Origin of the sequence: Streptomyces sp. NPDC003247 (assembly GCF_042888135.1) — a bacterium.
In the GTDB taxonomy this organism is placed as follows: Bacteria; Actinomycetota; Actinomycetes; order Streptomycetales; family Streptomycetaceae; genus Streptomyces.
Map to the genome: position 1 here is coordinate 190370 of NZ_JBIAPF010000001.1, position 14133 is coordinate 204502.

The window sequence follows — 14133 nt, forward strand, 5'->3', positions numbered from 1 at the left end:
GAGAATCGGGGGCATGGACAGCACCACCACGCCGGGCGGCCGCACCCGCCGCGAGGCCACCCGGCAGAAGCTCTACGAGGCGGCCGTCACCCTCATCGCCGAGCAGGGCTTCTCCGCCACCACGGTGGACGAGATCGCCGAGCGGGCCGGCGTCGCGAAGGGCACGGTCTACTACAACTTCGCGAGCAAGTCGGTCCTCTTCGAGGAACTGCTGCGCCACGGCGTGGGCCTCCTCACCGCCTCCCTGAGGGAGGCGGCCGAGCGCACGGCGCGCGAGGGCGGCAGCCGGGTCGACGCCCTGGACGCGATGATCCGCGCGGGCCTCGTCTTCATCGACCGGTATCCGGCGTTCACCCAGCTGTACGTGGCCGAGCTGTGGCGCACCAACCGGGCCTGGCAGTCCACCCTGCTGGTGGTGCGGCAGGAGGCGGTCGCCGTCGTGGAGGGGGTCCTGCGCGAGGGCATCGAGCAGGGCGAGTTCAGCGACGAGATCGACGTGCCGCTGACGGCGGCCGCGCTGGTCGGCATGGTGCTGGTGGCCGCCCTGGACTGGCAGGCCTTCCAGCCGGAGCGCTCCCTGGACGACGTCCACGCGGCGCTGTCGCGGCTGTTGCAGGGGCGCGTGAGCGGCCACCGCTGAAGACGCGGGGACTCCGGGCTCCGGGCTCCGGGCTCCGGGCTCCGGGCTCCGGGCTCCGGGCTCCGGGCTCCGGGCTCCGGGCTCCGGCGGGACGAAAGCGCCGGTGCGCCGTGGCCGCGTCCCCCGCGGGCCACCACGCACCGGCGCCCCCCGTGCTCCCCCGTACCCCGTTCCCCCCGTACCCCCGGTTCGCCGGTTCCCGGGGTTTCCCCCGGTTCCTCCCCCGTCCGGTCGTTCCCCGCTCCCCCGCTCCCCCGTTCCCCGCTCCCCAGCTCCCCCGTGCCTCGCTCCCCCGTGCCTCGCTTCCGCCGACGGGGCCGGCGGAAGGAGGGGTCGAGGGCCGGCGCCGTTCCGCCGCCCCGTGCCGGCGGTGCCGGAGCCGGGCCCCTTCCCGTGCCTCCACTCTCCCGTCCGCGCAGGTGGCGCCCCATCCGCCGCCGTACTCATCTCCGCGCCTGAGTAGCCGTACTCAGACCTGGGTCCTCACCCCCACGGCGGGGCGCGGCCGGCTGGGGACGGGAGCGCCCGTGCCGGTACCCACGCCGTCGGTCCGGTGCGCACCGGGCCGACGGCGTCACGGCCGGTGGTGGCCGATAAAGTCGCGGGCATGGCACGGATTGCGGTGATCGGCGCCGGGATGGGCGCCCTCGCGGCCGCCGCCCGGCTGGCCGTCGCGGGCCACCGGGTGACGGTGTACGAGCGGACGGAGACGTACGGCGGTGCGGTGCGCCGCTTCGAGCGGGACGGCTTCTCCTTCGACACCGGGCCCGGCCTGCTCCCCCTGCCCGCGGTCTGGCGCGATCTGTTCGTCAAGACCGGCAAGGAGCCGCTGGAGGAGTGCGTCGAGCTGCTCCAGGTCGACCCGAGCGCACGGCACGTGTTCGCCGACGGCAGTGCCGTGTCCCTGCCGAACGCCTCACGCGCGGGCGTCGTCGCCGCCCTGGAGGAGGCGCTGGGGGCGGGCGCCGGGCAGCGCTGGGGCGATTTCCTGGTCCGGGCCCGCGAGGCCTGGGACCGCACCCGCCGCCCGCTCCTGGAGGAGCCGCTGTGGCCGAACTGGCCCGTGCTGGCCGGGCGTGAGCCCTATCCGTCGGTCCCGCACAAGCGCCTGCTGCGCACCCGCCGGGCGGGCACGCTCGCCGAGGTCGGCGCCTGGGAGCTGCGCGACACCCGGCTCGCCGCGCTGCTGGAGAGCCACGCGCTCGCGTACGGCCTCGATCCCCGGACCGCCCCGGCGAGTGCGGCCGTGCTGCCGTACATGGAGCACGCCTTCGGCCTGTGGTACGTGCGCGGGGGGATGCGGGAGCTGGCCCGCGCGGTGTACGAGCGGTGCCTGGCCCGCCGGGTCGTGTTCCGTTTCGGCGCCGAGGTCGTCCGGGTCCTGGAGAAGGACGGCCGGGCGGCGGGCGTGGAGCTGGCCGGGGGCACGGTCGTGGAGGCGGACTTCGTGGTCGCGCCCGGCACCCTGCGCGGCGCCGGGACGGGCGTTCCGCCGCGCGGCGACGGCGAGCCGGCGCCGCAGCGGGGACGGCCCGGCCGGCTGACCGTGCTGCTCGCGCTGCGCGGCGGGCGCCCGGCCGGGGCCGCGCACCGGACGGTGGTGCACACGGACGACCGTGACGGGGAGCTGGAGAGCCTCTTCGGCGCGGCACCGGGCGTGCCGTCCCGCCCGACCGTCACCGTCCTGCGGCCCGACGACCCGGCGCTGGTGCCGGACGCCGGCCATGAGGCGGTCGTGCTGCGGTGCGTGGTCCCCGCCGGGGCGGAGGTGTCCGCCGGGCACGCGGAGAGGGTGGTCGCCGTGGCCGAGCGGGCGGTGCCGGGCCTGCGGGACCGTCTGCTGTGGTCCGAGGTGCGCACGCCCGCCGACGTCGCGGAGGAGACGGGCGCGGAGGGCGGGGGCGTCCCGGCGCCCGCGCTGGCCGCGGCCGGGGGCCGGCTGCTGCACCCGGGGAACCCCACCGGCCTCACGGGACTGTTCACCGTGGGCGGCTGGGCGCATCCGGGCGGCGGTCTGCCGCACGCGGGCATGTCGGGCGCGCTGGTGTCCGGACTGATCGTGGAGGGACCGGAGTTCCGGGGCTCGCAGTGAGCTCACGGCGCCGCCCCTGAGCACGGCCGCCCCTCCGCCGCCGCGACGCCGGAACCGGCGCCGACCGTCGTGCGTGCTGACGCTCGTCGGTACCGGCGACGCCCGTCGGTACCGGCGACGCCCGTCGGTACCGACGACGCCCGTCGGTACCGACGGCGATCGTCAGTACCGGCGACGCTCGTCAGTACCGGTACTGCTCGTCGAGTCCGGTCCCCTGCCCCTGGTGCCCGTCGCCCTGGTAGGGGTACGGCTGCTCGGGCGGGAGTTCGCCGCCGAGGGGGTCGTCGGTGCTGCGCTGCTGCGGGACCCAGACGCCGCCGGCCGGGGTCTCGCCGTAGCCGCCGGTGCCGTACTGGTCCTGCCCGTAGCCCTGTTGCCCGTACTGCTGCTGGCCGTAGCCGGCGTCGAACGAGCCCCCGCCGTAGGTCTGGGTGCCGATGTACGGGTCGGAGTAGGCGGCGTACTGCTGCTCGCCGGGGGTGTCGTAGCCGTACTGCTGCTGGCCGTAGGAGGAGTAACCGTCGTAGCCGTAGCCCTGGTCGGTGCTCTGGGCGGTCGCCGCGTACTGGTCCTGGGGCTGGTCGGCGGCCGCGTAGGCGGTGTCGCCGTATATGCCGTAGGAGCCGGTGTCGTCGGGCAGGGGCTGCGGCTCGTAGACGGCGGTGGTCTCAGCGGCCGAGAGGTCGGCGGTGCGCGCCGCGGGCGTGAAGACGTCGTCGCGGTCGTCGTCGTAGGCGGTTCCGTCCGGGCCGTACGACAGGTCGTCGGCGCCGAACGGCGCGGCGCCGTCCGGGCCGAAGGCGTCGGAGCCGGCCGCGGGGTCGCCGTCGCCCGTCTCCAGGCCGGAGACCTCCAGCGTGGGGTCCTGGCGCTCGGCCTTGCCGCGGCGGCGCTTGGTGCCGTCGGTGCCGGGCCGGTTGACGGCCCAGCCCGCCGCGAAGCCGCGGCGGAACGACAGGGTGACGTAGGTCTGGCCGATCGCGAAGGCGACCGCGCCCAGGGCGATGACGACGACGGACGGGATCAGCACTCCCAGCACGACGCCGACGAAGCCGCCGAACGCCAGCAGCCGCCAGCGCAGTCGCGCCTTGTACTGCAGCAGCACCTCGCCGAGCAGCCACAGCGCGACGACGCCGAACGCGATGTAGAGGACCGTCCAGCCCATGTACGCCCCTCTCCCAGTGACCGCTACGCAGTGTGTCGTACACCGGTGCGACCGGTCTAGGCCCGCGGCGGGTGGTGCAGACCCAGGTTCTCGTAGATTTCCAGCGTCGCCGTGGAGTTGTTGAGCGTGATGAAGTGCAGTCCGGGCACCCCCTCGGCGAGCAGCCGAGCGCAGAACTCCGTGGCGAAGTCGATGCCAATGGAGCGTACAGCGGCCGGATCGTCTTTCGCTGTGAGGATCCGCTCTTTGAGGGCCGCCGGGAAGTGGGCGTTGCTGAGCTTGGGCAGCCGCTCCAGCATCCGCAGGCTCGTCACCGGCAGGATCTCGGGGATGACCGGGGTCTCGCAGCCGGCCGCCGCCACCCGGTCGCGCAGCCGCAGGTACGACTCGGGCTGGAAGAACATCTGTGTGATGGCGTAGTCGGCGCCGGCCCGGCACTTGTCGACGAAGTGCCGGACGTCCGTGTCCCAGTCCTCGGAGCGCGGGTGCATCTCGGGGAAGGCGGCGACGCCGACGCAGAAGTCGCCCGCCTCCTTGATGAGCCGGACGAGCTCGGCGGCGTAGGTGAGGCCCTGGGGGTGCGGCACCCACGCGCCCATGGGGTCGCCGGGCGGGTCGCCGCGGACCGCGAGCATGTTGCGGATCCCGGCGTCGGCGTACTGGCCGATGATGTTGCGCAGTTCGGCGATGGAGTGGTCGACAGCCGTGAGGTGGGCGACCGGGGTGAGGGTGGTGTCGGCGACGATCTGCTGCGTCTCCTTGACCGTGGTGGCCCGGGTGGAACCGCCGGCACCGTAGGTCACGGAGACGAAGTCCGGGGCCACCGCCTCGACCCTGCGGAGGGCGTTCCACAGGCTTCGCTCACCCTGCGGGGTCTTCGGCGCGTAGAACTCGAACGAGTACGTCGTCTTGCCGTTGGCCAGGATGTCACGCACAGTGCGCGCGCGATCAGTCCTGGTGGATGCGGTTCCGAGGGCCATACCCGCAGGTTAGCCAGGGGGCGGCGGTCACCCAACCGGATCTCGGTCATTTGCCCGAATTGTCGCTATGTTGTCCATCCCTTGGGACGGACCGACGGCACCGACGGGCATCGGCGCACGCCGGACCGCGCTATCGCTGCACGCCGGACCGCGCCGGAGGCGGCTCAGACCTGGGCCAGCCGCTTGGCGAACTCCGTCGCCGCGGCCCCGGGATCGTCCGCCTCCGTGATCGCCCGGACGACGACGACCCGGCGGGCGCCCGCCTCCAGCACCTCGTCGAGGGTGGTGAGGTCGATGCCGCCGATGGCGAACCACGGGCGGTCGGTGCCGAGGGACGCCGTGTACCGGACCAGGCCGAGGCCCGGGGCGGGGCGGCCGGGCTTGGTGGGCGTGGGCCAGCAGGGGCCGGTGCAGAAGTAGTCCACGCCCTCCTGGACGGCCGCGGCGGCGGCTTCCGCCTCCGTGTGCGTGGAGCGGCCTATGAGGACGTCGTCGCCGAGGAGGGCGCGGGCCGCGGGGACCGGCAGGTCTCCCTGGCCGAGGTGGAGGACGTCGGAGCCGGCGGCATGGGCGACGTCCGCGCGGTCGTTGACCGCCAGCAGCTTGCCGTGCCGGGCGCAGGCGTCGGCGAACACCGCCAGGTGCTCCAGCTCCTCGGCCGCCTCCATGCCCTTGTCGCGCAGCTGCACGATGTCGACGCCGCCCGCGAGGACGGCGTCCAGGAACTCCGGGAGGTCGCCCTGGCGCCTACGGGCGTCCGTGCAGAGGTAGAGGCGGGCGTCGGCGAGGCCGGCGCGGGCGGTGTCGGGCATGCGTGGGTCCCCCCGGGGGCGGTGGTGTACGACCGCGGCGGCGTCGGTCACGGCCGCCGTCGTACACCGGGCGGTTGTCGGATCTGTGGGTCAGACGGCGAGCGCCTGGGCGCGGCGCTTCACCTCCGTGCCGCGATTCTCGCTCAGGGCCTGGGCCGGGGTGCCGGGCAGGCTGGCGTCGGGGGTGAAGAGCCACTCGATCATCTCTTCGTCCGTGAAGCCGTCGTCCCGCAGCAGCGTCAGGGTCCCGGACAGGCCCTTGACCACCTTGTCCCCGTCGATGAAGGCGGCGGGCACGTGCAGCGCGCGGTTCTCACCACGGCGCACGGCGATCAGCTGGCCCTCCTTGACCAGCTGCCGGACACGCGTCACCTCGACGCCGAGCTGTTCGGCGATGTCGGGCAGAGTGAGCCAGGCGGGGACGAGAGCATCGATCTTTGCGTCAATCTCGGTCACGGGAACAAGCCTGCCATCTGCGACTGACAGTCGGAAGCCGGGTCCGCCCCGGCACGGCCGGTCGGCGAGCCGTTCGTATCGGAACCGCCCGCCGCACCCGCGGTCGGACCGCCGCCCCGCCGGCCTCCCACCCGTCACCGCCCTCGCCCCGAAGCCGCCGTATCTCCGCCGCACGTCCGCCGTGTGCGGCACGCCCGGACGGGTCAGGCGGTGGCCGCCTTCAGCGGGCGCGCCGGGTCCTGGAGCAGCCGTGGGTCCATCGGCGTGCCCGCCTCGATCAGCCGGCGTCCCTGGGCGAGGTCGCGGGGCCGGCCCACCGCCAGGAGGGCGACCAGGCGGTCATCGCGCAGCCAGCAGACCGTCCAGGCCGGTCCGGACGGGTCGCCGCGCCACAGGGTGGTGTCGGCGCCGGTGTGGTGGCCGGCGTACTGGACGAAACGGCCGAACTGCTCGGACCAGAAGTACGGGACCGGGTCGTAGACCGCCAGGGGTTCGCCGGTGGCCTCGCCGAGGATGTTCGCCGCCACCGTGCGCGGGCCCTGGAGGGCGTTGTCCCAGTGGTGGACGAGGAGCCGCTCGCCGTACCGGGCCGACGGGAAGGAGGCGCAGTCGCCGACCGCGTACACGTCCGGCGCGGAGGTGCGCAGATGGGCGTCGGCCACGACCTCGCCGTCGGCGCCGAGGGCGATGCCGGAGCCGGCCAGCCAGGCCGTGGCGGGCCGGGCGCCGATGCCGACCACGACGGCACCGGCGGGCAGCCGCGACCCGTCGTCGAGGACGACGGCACCGGGCTCGACGCGCTCCACGCGCGCGTGGGTGCGCAGCACGGTGCCGCTGTCGGCGTACCAGGCGGTCATCGGGGCGGCGACCTCGGCGGGCAGGGCGCCGGCCAGCGGACGCTCGGCGGCCTCGACGACGGTGACGGCGCAGCCGGCCTCCCGGGCCGCCGTGGCGAACTCCGCGCCGATCCAGCCGGCGCCGACGACCACGACGTCGTGCTGCCGGGCGAGCACGGGCCGCAGGCGTTCGGCGTCGTCCAGGGTGCGCAGCAGGTGGACGCCGGGCACGCCCTCGGCGCCGGGCAGCCGGATCGGTTCCGCGCCGGTGGCGAGGACCAGGACGTCGTACGGGACGGGCCCGGCCTCGGTGTCCAGTTCACGGTCGGCGACGCGCACGCCGAGGGCCTCGCTGCCCAGCCGCAGGCCGATGCCGAGGCCCTCGAAGTCGACGTCGAGCGCGGAGCCCTCCGCCTTGCCGAGCAGGACGGCCTTGGACAGCGGTGGCCGGTCGTAGGGCTGGTGGGGCTCCGCGCCGATCAGGCTCACCGTGCCGGTGAAGCCCTGTTCGCGCAGTGCGACCGCGGTCTGCACCCCGGCCATGCCCGCGCCGACGACGACCACGCGCCGCGCCGGTGACCTGTCTTCGTCCTGCGTCCGCTCGCTCACCTGATCACCATAGACACCTGACGACCCGTCAGTCAGTGGCCGTGCTCCGTGACCTGCTCCACAACGCTCGTGCCGCTGCCCGGCCCGGACTCCCACTCCCACGTCTCCTCGAGCCGGACCCTGCCGTCGGGCAGCTCCACGACCGTCGCCACGCAGTGCCCCGACGAGGTCGCGCCGTCCCGCTTGAGCTGGACGTAGCGGAAGTCGAGCCGGTCCCCCTGCCGGGTACCCACCAGATGCCCGCGTACGACGTCGCCCCCCGCGTACTCGGCCCAGATCTCGCCGTCCTTCTCGTGGTACGTGAACCGGGTGCGGGTGCCCACCTGCCCGGGGGCCTGGTCGGCGACGGGGGCGAGCACGAGACCGTCGAGGGACCGGTGACGCGGGGCGGGGCCGTCCGCCGCGGAGGGGTGGGGGGAGGCGGGCGGGCGGGTCACGGGCGGAGGCTCCCTTACTGAGTCGTCCGGCGTCGGGCTAGGGTGGCCACCGTAGAGCACTCGCGGGAGCCCGGACGCACCGGGCTGAGAGGGAGGCTGGCGGCCTCCGACCGTACGAACCTGATCCGGGTCATGCCGGCGAAGGGAGGGGCTGGACGCCCATGTCCTCACGTACGTCAGACGTCCTCGTCGTCGGGGGCGGCATCATCGGGCTGGTCACGGCGTGGCGGGCCGCGCAGCGCGGGTTCGCCACGGCGGTGGTCGACCCGGAACCGGGCGGTGGGGCCGCGCAGGTGGCGGCCGGGATGCTGGCCGCCGTCACGGAGCTGCACTACGGCGAGCAGACGCTGCTCGGCCTCAACCTCGCCTCGGCCCGCCGCTACCCCGACTTCGCGGCCGAGCTGAGCGACCTCACCGGTCACGACCTCGGCTACCGCCGCTGCGGCACGCTCGCGGTCGCCCTCGACGCCGACGACCGCGCCCACCTGCGGGACCTGCACGCCCTGCAACGGCGGACGGGGCTGGAGTCGGAGTGGCTCACCGGGCGGGAGTGCCGGCGGCTGGAGCCGATGCTCGCGCCGGGGGTGCGCGGCGGGCTGCGGGTGGACGGCGACCACCAGATCGATCCGCGGCGGCTGGCGGGAGCGCTGGTGGCCGCGTGCGAGCGGGCCGAGGTGGTCTTCCACCGGACGTGGGCGGAGCGGCTGTCGGTGGTGGCCGGCCGGGCCGCCGGCGTCCTCACGCGCGCGGGAGACGCGCTGGGCGCGGGACAGGTGGTGCTCGCGGCCGGCAGCCTGAGCGGACGGCTCGCGGGGGTGCCGGACGAGGTGCTGCCGCCGGTGCGGCCCGTGAAGGGGGAGGTGCTGCGGCTGACCGTGCCGCGGGCGTACGCGCCGTTCCTGAGCCGCACGGTGCGGGCCGTGGTGCGCGGCAGCCAGGTGTACCTGGTGCCGCGGGAGAACGGCGAGCTCGTCGTCGGCGCGACCAGTGAGGAACTGGGCTGGGACACGACGGTGACGGCCGGGGGCGTGTACCAGCTGCTGCGGGACGCGCACGAGCTGGTCCCCGGGATCACCGAGCTGCCGCTGACGGAGACGCGCGCGGGACTGCGCCCCGGGTCGCCGGACAACGCGCCGCTGCTCGGGCCGACCGGACTGGACGGCCTGCTGCTGGCCACCGGGCACTACCGCAACGGTGTGCTGCTGACGCCGGTGACCGGCGACGTGATGGCGCACGTCCTGGCCACCGCTGAACTTCCCGACGAGGCCCGTCCCTTCACCCCCCGGCGCTTCGGCGCCGCCGCACTCTCGGAGCAGCCCGCATGAACATCTCCGTCAACGGTGAGCGGCGTGAGGTGGCGGCCGGCACCGCCCTCGACGCCGTCGTACGGTCCCTGACGGCGGCGCCCTCCGGGGTGGCCGCCGCGCTCAACGAGACCGTCGTCCCGCGCGCGCGGTGGTCCGCCACCGCCCTCTCCGAGGGAGACCGCGTGGAAGTCCTCACGGCCGTCCAGGGAGGCTGAACCATGGCCGACGATCCCTTCGTCCTCGGCGGGAGGGCCTTCTCGTCCCGTCTGATCATGGGCACGGGCGGGGCACCCAGCCTGGAGGTGCTGGAGCGCGCGCTGATCGCCTCCGGGACCGAGCTGACGACCGTCGCGATGCGCCGGGTGGACCCCTCGGTGCACGGCTCGGTGCTGTCCGTCCTCCAGGAACTCGGCATCCAGGTGCTGCCCAACACCGCGGGCTGCTTCACTGCCGGAGAGGCCGTCCTGACGGCCCGCCTCGCGCGCGAGGCGCTCGGCACCGACCTGGTCAAGCTGGAGGTCATCGCCGACGAGCGGACGCTGCTGCCGGACCCGGTCGAGCTGCTCGACGCGGCGGAGACGCTGGTCGACGACGGGTTCACGGTGCTGCCGTACACCAACGACGACCCGGTGCTGGCGCGGAAGCTGGAGGACGTGGGCTGTGCGGCGGTCATGCCGCTCGGCTCGCCGATCGGGTCCGGGCTGGGCATCCGCAACCCGCACAACTTCCAGCTGATCGTCGAGCACGCGCGCGTGCCGGTGATCCTGGACGCGGGGGCCGGCACGGCCTCGGACGCCGCGCTGGCGATGGAGCTGGGGTGCGCGGGGGTGATGCTGGCGTCGGCGGTGACGCGGGCACAGGACCCCGAGCGGATGGCGCACGCGATGCGGGCCGGGGTCGAGGCGGGGCGGCTGGCCCGGCTGGCGGGCCGGATCCCCCGGCGCCACTTCGCCGAGGCGTCGTCCCCGGCGGAGGGCCTGGCCGTGCTGGATCCCGAGCGTCCCGCGTTCTGACCACGGCCACGGCCACGGTCTCCCCCACGCGGTGGGGTGCGTCACAGCTCCGCTCCAGTCGTGCTCCGACGGCGGACGGAAAGGGGGAAGTGTCCGTGGAGGCTCGTACACTCGCGTCCGTGGACACGACCCTTCAGGACCCTCTCGTCGGGCAGCTGCTCGACGGGCGTTATCGCGTGGACGCGCGGATCGCGGTCGGCGGGATGGCCACGGTCTACCGGGCCGTGGACACCCGCCTGGACCGCGTTCTCGCGCTCAAGGTGATGCATCCGTCGCTCGCCGCCGACGCCTCCTTCGTCGAGCGCTTCATCCGGGAGGCGAAGTCCGTCGCCCGGCTGGCCCACCCGAACGTCGTTCAGGTGTTCGACCAGGGGACCGACGGGTCGTACGTCTACCTCGCCATGGAGTACGTCGCCGGCTGCACCCTGCGGGACGTGCTGCGGGAACGCGGGGCACTCCAGCCGCGGGCCGCGCTGGACATCCTGGAGCCGGTGCTCGCCGCGCTCGGCGCCGCGCACCGGGCCGGCTTCGTGCACCGGGACATGAAGCCCGAGAACGTGCTGATCGGGGACGACGGACGGGTCAAGGTCGCCGACTTCGGGCTCGTGCGGTCCGTGGACTCCGTGACCAGCACCACCGGCGCCGTCCTCGGCACCGTCTCCTACCTCGCGCCCGAGCAGATCGAGCAGGGCACCACCGACGCGCGCGCGGACGTGTACGCGTGCGGGGTCGTGCTCCACGAGATGCTCACCGGCGGCAAGCCGCACGAGGGGGACTCCCCCGCGATCATCCTCTACAAGCACCTCCACGAGGACGTGCCCCCGCCCTCGACCGCCGTCCCCGGTCTGCCGTACGAGCTGGACGAACTCGTCGCCTCGGCCACCGCCCGCACCCCGGCCGTCCGGCCGCACGACGCCGTGGAGCTGCTCGCGCGGGTGCGCCGGGCGCGCGGCGCGCTCGGCGAGGAGCAGCTGGACGCGCTGCCGCCGCAGGCCCGCTTCACGGAGCACGACAACGCCGAGGACCGCACGAGCGTGATCCCGCGCTCGCTGACCGTGCCCCGGCCGCTGCCGGTCGACGAGGACGCGCAGGCCCCCGGGGACGGCGTCCACCGGACCTCCCGGTTCGCGGCGGAGCCTCCCCCGCCGCCGCGTCGCCGCTCCGGACCGCCCCGGCGCGGACTGGTCGCGCTCCTCACGGCCGTCCTGCTGGTGCTCGGCGTCGGCGCGGGCGTCTGGTACATCAACTCGGGGCAGTTCACCAAGGTCCCGGCGGTGCTCACGCAGACGCAGGCGCGGGCCGAGGAGCGGCTGGAGGCGGCCGGGCTGGAGGTCGGCGGCATCGAGCACGAGTACAGCGACACGGTCGAGCGGGGCACGGTCATCAGCACCGACCCGGAGCCGGGCTCCCGCATCCGCAAGAACGACGCCGTCTCCCTCGTCGTCTCCGACGGCCCCGAGACCGTGAAGGTGCCCTATCTGAAGGGCACCCGGCTGGCCCAGGCCAAGGCGCAGCTGAAGGAGGACGGCCTGGAGCCGGGCCTGGTCACGCAGGCGTTCAGCGAGGACGTCGCCAAGGGGGCCGTGATCAGCAGCGACCCCGAGGCGGGCACGGAGCGGCGGGCGGGCACGGCGGTCTCCCTCGTCGTCAGCAAGGGCAGCCCGGTCGACGTCCCGGACGTCACCGGTGACGACCTGGCCGACGCCAGGGCCGAGCTGGAGGAGGCCGGACTGAAGGTGAAGGTCGCCACCGAGAGGATCAACTCCGAGTACGACAAGGGCTCGGTCGCCGCCCAGTCGCCGGGTGCGGACCGGCAGCTCGCCGAGGGCGACACCGTGACGCTGACCCTGTCCAAGGGCCCGGAGATGGTCGAGGTGCCGGACGTGGTGGGCGCGAGCGTCGACGACGCGACGAAGCTGCTGGAGGAGTCCGGCTTCGAGGTCGAGGAGGACCGCGGGCTGCTCGGGCTGTTCGGCGACACCGTGAAGAGCCAGTCGGTGGAGGCCGGCGAGATGGCGCCCAAGGGGTCGACGGTCACGATCACCATCCGGTGACCGGGCGGTCCCCGGGGCATGGCACCCTGAACGGGTGACACGTCAGCAGTCCCGCGCCGCCGCCCCCGCATCCCCCGCCTTCCCCTTCCCGTCCCGCAACCCCGTCGGGGGCCATGTCCCGGTGGCCGGCGGACTGCACTCCGTGGGGCTGTCGTACGCCCGTGAGCTCAAGGCGGAGACGGTCCAGGTCTTCGTGGCGAACCCGCGCGGCTGGGCCACCCCGGCCGGCAACCCCCGGCAGGACGAGGCGTTCCGGGAGGCGTGCGCGGCGGACTCGATCCCGGCGTACGTGCACGCGCCGTATCTGATCAACTTCGGTTCGCACACCGAGGCCACGGTCGAGAAGTCGGTGGAGTCGCTGCGGCACTCGCTGCGCCGGGGCCGGGAGATCGGCGCGCTGGGCGTGGTCCTGCACACCGGGAGCGCGACGGGCGGGCGGGAGCGGTCGGTGGCGCTGCGGCAGGTCCGTGAGCGCCTGCTGCCGCTGCTGGACGAGCTGACCCACGACGACGACCCCTTCCTGCTGCTGGAGTCGACCGCCGGCCAGGGCTCCTCGCTCTGCTCGCGGACCTGGGACTTCGGGCCGTACTTCGAGGCGCTGGACGCCCATCCGAAGCTGGGCGTGTGCCTGGACACCTGCCACGTCTTCGCGGCCGGCCACGACCTGACCGGGCCGTCCGGGATGCACCGGACCCTCGATCTGCTGGTGGACACGGTGGGCGAGGGCCGGCTGAAGCTGATCCACGCCAACGACTCCAAGGACGTCGTCGGGGCCCACAAGGACCGGCACGCGAACATCGGCGCCGGACACATCGGCGAGGACCCGTTCCGCGCCCTGATGACCCACCCGGCGACCGCGGGGGTCCCGCTGGTCATCGAGACCCCGGGCGGGCAGGAGGGGCACGCGGCGGACGTGGAACGGCTGAAGAAGCTGCGGGACGGCTGAGGCGGCGGGTGGCCTGCGTGCGGAACCCCGCAGGTCAGAGCTCCGGACCGTCTCCCGGCCCCTCCTGGTACGAGTAGCGCTGTTCCCGCCAGGGGTCGCCGATGTTGTGGTAGCCGCGCTCCTCCCAGAAGCCCCGGCGGTCGGCCGTCATGTACTCGACACCGCGGACCCATTTCGGGCCCTTCCAGGCGTACAGGTGGGGGACGATCAGGCGGAGCGGGAAGCCGTGCTCGGCGGTGAGCAGTTCGCCGTCCTTGTGGGTGGCGAAGAGGGTGCGGTCGGAGGCGAAGTCCGACAGGCGCAGGTTGGAGCTGAACCCGTACTCCGCCCACACCATCACATGGGTGACGTCGTCCGCGGGGGGCGCGATGTCCAGGATCGTCCGGGCGGGGATCCCGCCCCACTCGGCGCCGAGCATGCTGAACTTCGTCACGCAGTGCAGATCGGCCACGACCGTGGTGTGCGGCAGGGCCGTGAACTCCTCGTGGGTCCAGCAGTGCTTGTCGCCGTCGGCGGTGACACCGAAGACCCGGAACTCCCAGCGTTCGGCCCGGAATTTGGGGACGGGGCCATAGTGCGTGACGGGCCAGCCCCGCTGCAGTCGCTGTCCCGGCGGAAGCTCGGACGCTGCTGCTTCTCCTGGTTCTCGCTCCACCGGATGACCCATGACTCCATCCTGACAGACCGGGAACGATGGGGAGGACCGACCCTTCCCGAAAACGGGCAACTCATACTAAGCATGCACTTACTTACTAAGTACGCACTTACTGGACGATCTTGCGCACC

The 14133-nt window shown here is 74.1% G+C and carries 14 protein-coding genes and 1 riboswitch; of the genes, 7 read left to right on the forward strand and 7 right to left on the reverse strand.

Going from position 1 to position 14133, the window contains the following annotated elements; genetic code table 11:
- Positions 1 to 13: 13 nt before the first annotated feature.
- Together ACFYWQ_RS00795 and ACFYWQ_RS00800 are read left to right on the forward strand one after the other, a co-directional pair.
- Entirely contained in the window at positions 14 to 640 is a 627-nt protein-coding gene (locus ACFYWQ_RS00795) for a TetR/AcrR family transcriptional regulator (RefSeq protein WP_385076155.1), read from the forward strand.
- Positions 641 to 1247: 607 nt separating this feature from the next.
- Entirely contained in the window at positions 1248 to 2732 is a 1485-nt protein-coding gene (locus ACFYWQ_RS00800; RefSeq protein ID WP_389511598.1) for a phytoene desaturase family protein, read from the forward strand.
- 181 nt (positions 2733 to 2913) lie between these two features.
- On the opposite strand, the gene ACFYWQ_RS00805 is transcribed toward ACFYWQ_RS00800, so the two are convergent.
- The 6 genes from ACFYWQ_RS00805 to ACFYWQ_RS00830 form a co-directional block, all read right to left on the reverse strand.
- Complete coding sequence (locus ACFYWQ_RS00805; RefSeq protein ID WP_389511599.1) at positions 2914 to 3897, reverse strand: hypothetical protein; 984 nt, start codon at positions 3895 to 3897, stop codon at positions 2914 to 2916.
- 56 nt (positions 3898 to 3953) lie between these two features.
- On the reverse strand, positions 3954 to 4877 hold the full coding sequence (gene metF, locus ACFYWQ_RS00810) for a methylenetetrahydrofolate reductase [NAD(P)H] (RefSeq protein WP_389511600.1): 924 nt from the start codon (positions 4875 to 4877) through the stop codon (positions 3954 to 3956).
- A gap of 164 nt (positions 4878 to 5041) precedes the next feature.
- Complete coding sequence (thiE, locus tag ACFYWQ_RS00815; protein WP_389511601.1) at positions 5042 to 5689, reverse strand: thiamine phosphate synthase; 648 nt, start codon at positions 5687 to 5689, stop codon at positions 5042 to 5044.
- A gap of 90 nt (positions 5690 to 5779) precedes the next feature.
- Complete coding sequence (locus ACFYWQ_RS00820; protein WP_389511602.1) at positions 5780 to 6145, reverse strand: Rv2175c family DNA-binding protein; 366 nt, start codon at positions 6143 to 6145, stop codon at positions 5780 to 5782.
- A 203-nt stretch (positions 6146 to 6348) separates the two neighbouring features.
- Positions 6349 to 7524: an NAD(P)/FAD-dependent oxidoreductase gene (locus ACFYWQ_RS00825; RefSeq protein WP_389512840.1), complete on the reverse strand. Its 1176-nt coding sequence runs from the start codon at positions 7522 to 7524 to the stop codon at positions 6349 to 6351.
- Positions 7525 to 7622: 98 nt separating this feature from the next.
- Entirely contained in the window at positions 7623 to 8027 is a 405-nt protein-coding gene (locus ACFYWQ_RS00830; RefSeq protein ID WP_389511603.1) for a hypothetical protein, read from the reverse strand.
- A 52-nt stretch (positions 8028 to 8079) separates the two neighbouring features.
- A riboswitch (TPP riboswitch) is annotated at positions 8080 to 8191 on the forward strand.
- Here ACFYWQ_RS00830 and thiO point away from each other — a divergent pair.
- The 5 genes from thiO (at position 8189) to ACFYWQ_RS00855 (ending at position 13347) form a co-directional block, all read left to right on the forward strand.
- Positions 8189 to 9352, forward strand: a complete 1164-nt coding sequence (thiO, locus tag ACFYWQ_RS00835) for a glycine oxidase ThiO (protein WP_389511604.1) — start codon at positions 8189 to 8191, stop codon at positions 9350 to 9352. It overlaps the preceding riboswitch by 3 nt.
- A complete protein-coding gene (gene thiS / locus ACFYWQ_RS00840) occupies positions 9349 to 9549 on the forward strand; it encodes a sulfur carrier protein ThiS (protein ID WP_360349212.1) in 201 nt (66 codons plus the stop codon). Before thiO ends, thiS begins: the two co-directional genes overlap by 4 nt.
- A gap of 3 nt (positions 9550 to 9552) precedes the next feature.
- On the forward strand, positions 9553 to 10347 hold the full coding sequence (locus ACFYWQ_RS00845) for a thiazole synthase (protein ID WP_389511605.1): 795 nt from the start codon (positions 9553 to 9555) through the stop codon (positions 10345 to 10347).
- Positions 10348 to 10466: 119 nt separating this feature from the next.
- Positions 10467 to 12401, forward strand: coding sequence for a Stk1 family PASTA domain-containing Ser/Thr kinase (gene pknB, locus ACFYWQ_RS00850; RefSeq protein WP_389511606.1), 1935 nt, complete (start codon positions 10467 to 10469; stop codon positions 12399 to 12401).
- A gap of 34 nt (positions 12402 to 12435) precedes the next feature.
- The gene (locus tag ACFYWQ_RS00855; protein ID WP_389511607.1) at positions 12436 to 13347 is read left to right on the forward strand and encodes a deoxyribonuclease IV; all 912 of its coding nucleotides are present in this window, start codon (positions 12436 to 12438) and stop codon (positions 13345 to 13347) included.
- A 34-nt stretch (positions 13348 to 13381) separates the two neighbouring features.
- Here ACFYWQ_RS00855 and ACFYWQ_RS00860 read toward each other — a convergent pair whose 3' ends face one another.
- A complete protein-coding gene (locus ACFYWQ_RS00860; RefSeq protein ID WP_389511608.1) occupies positions 13382 to 14014 on the reverse strand; it encodes a sulfite oxidase-like oxidoreductase in 633 nt (210 codons plus the stop codon).
- Between the last annotated feature and the right edge of the window lie 119 nt (positions 14015 to 14133).

Excerpts from the sequence above, each read along its gene's own strand:
- thiE (WP_389511601.1), bottom strand. The coding sequence starts at position 5,689 with ATGCCCGACACCGCCCGCGCCGGCCTCGCCGACGCCCGCCTCTACCTC.
- ACFYWQ_RS00845 (WP_389511605.1), top strand. The coding sequence starts at position 9,553 with ATGGCCGACGATCCCTTCGTCCTCGGCGGGAGGGCCTTCTCGTCCCGT.
- ACFYWQ_RS00805 (WP_389511599.1), bottom strand. The coding sequence starts at position 3,897 with ATGGGCTGGACGGTCCTCTACATCGCGTTCGGCGTCGTCGCGCTGTGG.
- thiO (WP_389511604.1), top strand. The coding sequence starts at position 8,189 with ATGTCCTCACGTACGTCAGACGTCCTCGTCGTCGGGGGCGGCATCATC.
- ACFYWQ_RS00800 (WP_389511598.1), top strand. The coding sequence starts at position 1,248 with ATGGCACGGATTGCGGTGATCGGCGCCGGGATGGGCGCCCTCGCGGCC.
- ACFYWQ_RS00825 (WP_389512840.1), bottom strand. The coding sequence starts at position 7,524 with ATGGCCGGGGTGCAGACCGCGGTCGCACTGCGCGAACAGGGCTTCACC.
- ACFYWQ_RS00860 (WP_389511608.1), bottom strand. The coding sequence starts at position 14,014 with ATGGGTCATCCGGTGGAGCGAGAACCAGGAGAAGCAGCAGCGTCCGAG.
- ACFYWQ_RS00795 (WP_385076155.1), top strand. The coding sequence starts at position 14 with ATGGACAGCACCACCACGCCGGGCGGCCGCACCCGCCGCGAGGCCACC.
- metF (WP_389511600.1), bottom strand. The coding sequence starts at position 4,877 with ATGGCCCTCGGAACCGCATCCACCAGGACTGATCGCGCGCGCACTGTG.
- thiS (WP_360349212.1), top strand. The coding sequence starts at position 9,349 with ATGAACATCTCCGTCAACGGTGAGCGGCGTGAGGTGGCGGCCGGCACC.